The following is a 3,455-nucleotide window of genomic DNA, read 5'->3' on the forward strand; positions in this document are numbered from 1 at the left end:
GGGGGGGGGGTGGGGGGGGGGGGGGGGGGCCCGGAACAGCCACCACAAGCCTGTCGGCCAAAATCACTTCGCCACAGGCCTTGCAGTGTTGCCACCACCCTACCCTCCCAACGCCCAGCCCTTGTTAGCCGGGCGCCGCTTTGTCATTAGCCTGTAGCTAACGCACCACCACTGGCTTCCCGCCGTTCGCGGCGCAACTCGCTGCCCAGCTCCCGCGCCAACGCCACGAAATTCACCGCCTGCGGCGACGGGTTGTCCTGCCGGCACAGCAAGGTAATGGGCGCCGCCAGCCGTGGCCGGGCGTCGCGGATTGGCCGGTAGGCCACGCTGTGTTCGTGAAAGCCGCGCATCGAAGTCGGCACCACCGACACCCCGGCACCGGCGGCCACCAGGCTGACGTTGGTCAGCATGCGCTCGACCTCGAACGCCACCTTCGGCTCGAATCCCGCATTACGACAGGCCTGCAGCAAATTGGCGTACATCCCCGGCGCCCCCGGACGGCGCACCAGGATGAACGGCTCGTCGGCCAGGTCCTTGAGGGCAATGGCCGCACCGCTGTCGAGCAGGCGATGACCGACCGGCAGGGTCAGCACCAGCTCTTCGTTGAGCAACCGGTGATAGGCGATGCCCCGTGGGCGATCGACCGGCGCGCGAAGGATGCCGATATCGACGCTGTCGTCGCTCACCTCGTCGGTCAGCTCGCGGGCGTTGCCTTCGTGCAGGGCGATATCGACGTCCGGGTAGAGATCTCGGTAACGCCGGATGATGCGGGGGATCAGTGGATGGGACGCTGCCGAGCTGGTGAAGCCGACCTTGAGATTGCCTTCGATGCCCTTGGCCGTGCGCGCGGCCTTCTGCGCACCGTTCTCGACCCGTTGCAGGATGTCCAGCGCCTCTTGAAGGAAGACCTCGCCGCCAGCGGTCAGGTCGACACCCTTGGCATGGCGGATGAACAGGTCGAAGCCCAGCTCCTGCTCCAGTGCGCGGATCTGCTGGCTGAGCGGCGGCTGCTGCATGTTCAGCCGCGCGGCGGCACGGGTGAAGTGCTTTTCCTGGGCGACCATGACGAAGTAACGAAGGTGACGAAGTTCCATGCAGGCTCCGGGGGCGGGTGGCGAGGGGCATTGTGGCGCATGCGCAGTCCTCGCACCATTCACGCTAGAATCGGCAAAATCAAAAAAACAACAAAACCGCCGATGATCCGCAACCGTCCCCGCTCCGATCTTGCCTTGCTCCTGCTCGCCCTGCTGGCCGGTGCGCTGCTGGGTGTCTGGCAGCCGGACCTGGCGGTGCAGATGAAGCCGCTCAGCGACCTGTTCATCTCCATCATCGGCGTCTGCGCCCCGGTGGTGATGTTCATCCTGGTCTGCTCCAGCACCGCCGCCCTGAGCGACTACCGCTCCACAGCGCGCCTGGGCCTCAAGGCCATGGCCTATTGGCAACTGATGTCGTTGCTGTCCTTGCTGATCGGCCTGGTTGTCGCCCTGCTGCTGCGCCCCGGCGCGGGCCTGGAAAGCTCCAGCCACGTGTGGTCGGTGCCGCTGCTGGCCGGCGACGGCCCGATGCTCTCGCGCCTGCCGACCCTGCTGCTCGACTCGCTGGAAGAAAGCCCCATCCTCAAGGTGCTGCTGGCCGCACTGGTGTGCGGCCTGCTGCTAGGGCGCAGCGGCGAAACCGGCCGACGCCTGGCCCGCCAGCTCGACCGGACCATGGCCTGGATGTTCCGCATCATGCGCCTGATCGTCAGCTTCGCGCCGCTGGCGGCGTTTGGTGCCATCGCCTTCATCATCGGCAAGTACGGCCTGGACGCCGCCATTCCCCTGGCCAAGTTCGTCATTGCCGCCTACGCCGCGTGCCTGGCCTACCTGCTGCTGGTGCCGCTGCTGGTGATGCGCCTGCTCGGCTGTCGCCTGGCGCGGCTGGTGGGCTACATCAAGGAAGAACTGTTGCTGGTGATCTCGACCGGCTCGTCGGTGGCCGCCCTGCCGCGTCTGGTGGAAAAGCTCGAAGCGGCCGGTTGCGACAGCCAGACCCTGCGCCTGACCCTCACTGCCGGCTACAGCTTCAACCTCAACGGCTCGAGCCTGTACCTGATGGTTGCGGTGCTGTTTCTCGCACAGCTTGGGCATATCGACCTGACGCCCTCGCTGCTGGCGACCATCGTGCTGGTCAGCCTGTTCACCTCGCTCGGCTCGACCAGCGTGGCTGGCTCGGCCTTCGTCACCCTGGCGGCGACCTTGAGCGTGCTGGACATCGTGCCGCTGGAGAGCATCGGCTTGCTGATTGGCGTGGAGCGGCTGATGAAATGCCGGTCGGTGACCAATGTGGTAGGCAATTGCGTGGCGTGCCTGGCGATTGCCTGGTGGCACGGGAAGGTGGATCGCGGGCGGTTGCGCGAGGTGTTGGGCTAGGGGCAGCTGTAGGAACCGCGCGGTACCTGTGGGAGCGGGCTTGTCCCGCGATCACCGGCACAGCCGGTGCCATGCACCGCGGTGAATGACACCGGCCTTGCCGGTGTTCACAGCGGTGCGGCGCTCCGAATAGCCTGCTGGTTTTGCAGTCAGACCTGCTGGTTTCTGGCCACCTCAAGGTCGTTCAGCAAGGCCTTGGCCAGTGCGCTGAGATACCTCAATGCCGTCAGGGCGGCAGGGGCGATTTCCTCGTCACTGCCCTGGCTCAGATCACGCACGCAGCCCAGCAGCAACGACGCTTCGTCGAATGCCCGATCCACGGGAATACCGGGTCGTACGCGGAACATCCCGAAGGCAGTGGCGATGCCTGGGGTGGTGTTTTCATTCATGGAAAACCTCCATCACATCCGTTTGAGGGCGTGTTCGATCAAGGCACGCGCGGTTTCGGCGGCATGCGCGGCGTTGGCAAGCATGTTCAGACCGGGAGTACCGGCCATGGAGCGACAGTGCTCGTCGAGGGTCTCGCTGACACCGCGCAAAAGTTCGCTGGCGTGAGCCAGGGCGTCCGGGGGAATCAGGTCGGCGTGGATGGAGAAGTAGGGAGTATTGATGAGCTTGAGGCGGGGTGGGTCGGGGACGATCTTTTTCATCACGATGATCTCGATGGCGTTTCAGGAAGCCAACCCCGCCATCCCTCTCACAGGATGGGTGGCAGCTGTTACGTGGGGTGAGAGACCGGTCCATAGAGATCAATCAGCCGGCCAGGCGCAAGCCTGCCCACGCACAGCTGCCATGACAGCCGTTGATCTGCAAATGGATAGCGGGCTCTCACACCCGGTCGCCATATGGGCGACCCGGGGAAGTTAGTCCCGATGCTTATCTCCAACAACAGAGAAACGGCTGAGTGGTGCGTAGGATAATTCCCAAGCAACCTTGAACTGAAGGGATGCCGACAAGATTCGGAATTTTCTGAGGTATGGGGACACCGCTGTTTCCCAGGCATCCACCACATCTGTAGGAGCAACAGTCTTGCTCAAAATCTAA

General features: G+C 64.3%; 4 protein-coding genes. 1 reads left to right on the forward strand and 3 read right to left on the reverse strand.

The genetic code is table 11. The annotated features are described in order from the left end of the window. Positions 1–146: 146 nt before the first annotated feature. Positions 147–1,094, reverse strand: coding sequence for a LysR substrate-binding domain-containing protein (locus tag HU729_RS25180; protein WP_186711892.1), 948 nt, complete (start codon positions 1,092–1,094; stop codon positions 147–149). Between the two features lie 102 nt (positions 1,095–1,196). Here HU729_RS25180 and HU729_RS25185 point away from each other — a divergent pair, with 102 nt between their 5' ends. After that, on the forward strand, positions 1,197–2,411 hold the full coding sequence (locus HU729_RS25185; RefSeq protein WP_186711893.1) for a cation:dicarboxylase symporter family transporter: 1,215 nt from the start codon (positions 1,197–1,199) through the stop codon (positions 2,409–2,411). A gap of 149 nt (positions 2,412–2,560) precedes the next feature. Here the strand turns inward: HU729_RS25185 and HU729_RS25190 are convergent, their stop codons facing one another. Together HU729_RS25190 and HU729_RS25195 are read right to left on the reverse strand one after the other, a co-directional pair. Continuing rightward, complete coding sequence (locus tag HU729_RS25190) at positions 2,561–2,800, reverse strand: DUF3077 domain-containing protein (RefSeq protein ID WP_186711894.1); 240 nt, start codon at positions 2,798–2,800, stop codon at positions 2,561–2,563. 12 nt (positions 2,801–2,812) lie between these two features. Next, positions 2,813–3,061 carry a hypothetical protein gene (locus HU729_RS25195; RefSeq protein WP_186711895.1) on the reverse strand — a complete coding sequence of 83 codons (249 nt, stop codon included), beginning with the start codon at positions 3,059–3,061 and terminating at the stop codon, positions 2,813–2,815. Positions 3,062–3,455 lie beyond the last annotated feature (394 nt).

The organism is Pseudomonas sp. RW10S2 (genome assembly GCF_014268985.1).
Classification (GTDB): domain Bacteria; phylum Pseudomonadota; class Gammaproteobacteria; order Pseudomonadales; family Pseudomonadaceae; genus Aquipseudomonas; species Aquipseudomonas wayambapalatensis.

What these genes read in the sequence shown, in the direction of transcription:
- HU729_RS25180 (WP_186711892.1), bottom strand. Translation starts at nt 1,094, where the DNA reads ATGGAACTTCGTCACCTTCGTTACTTCGTCATGGTCGCCCAGGAAAAG.
- HU729_RS25185 (WP_186711893.1), top strand. Translation starts at nt 1,197, where the DNA reads ATGATCCGCAACCGTCCCCGCTCCGATCTTGCCTTGCTCCTGCTCGCC.
- HU729_RS25190 (WP_186711894.1), bottom strand. Translation starts at nt 2,800, where the DNA reads ATGAATGAAAACACCACCCCAGGCATCGCCACTGCCTTCGGGATGTTC.
- HU729_RS25195 (WP_186711895.1), bottom strand. Translation starts at nt 3,061, where the DNA reads ATGAAAAAGATCGTCCCCGACCCACCCCGCCTCAAGCTCATCAATACT.